The organism is Pelomonas lactea (assembly GCF_043555885.1).
GTDB lineage: Bacteria > Pseudomonadota > Gammaproteobacteria > Burkholderiales > Burkholderiaceae_C > Pelomonas > Pelomonas lactea.
The window spans coordinates 1-331 of sequence record NZ_JBIGHX010000030.1 but is presented as its reverse complement, the minus strand read 5'-3'; the positions used below and the strand labels follow the sequence as shown (position 1 = coordinate 331).

1 pseudogene is annotated in these 331 nt (G+C 73.4%); it reads left to right on the top strand.

What is annotated here, in order from left to right:
• A pseudogene (locus tag ACG04Q_RS25595) lies at nucleotides 1–331 on the top strand (TonB-dependent siderophore receptor); the annotation flags it as partial.

The following is a 331-nucleotide window of genomic DNA, read 5'->3' as shown; positions in this document are numbered from 1 at the left end:
CCCAACCGCGCGCGCTTCAAGAACCGCGGCCAGGCCCTGCCCGCGCTGAAGAGCCGCCAGACCGAGATCGGCCTGAAGACCGGCACGCAGCGCGTCGAAGGCTCGCTGACGCTGTTCGACATCCACCGCCCCGCCTGGCGCGACGTCGAGCTGCCCGGCTTCACCGAGTGCAGCGCCAACGACAGCTGCGAGCGCCGCGCAGACGGCCAGGCCCGCCTCCGGGGGGTCGTGGGCAGCGCCGACCTCAAGTGGAGCGGCGGGGGAGTGTTCGCGAGCGCCTTGCGCGTTCAGGGCGGGCGGCACGTGAGTGCCGTCTCCGCGCTCAACGGTG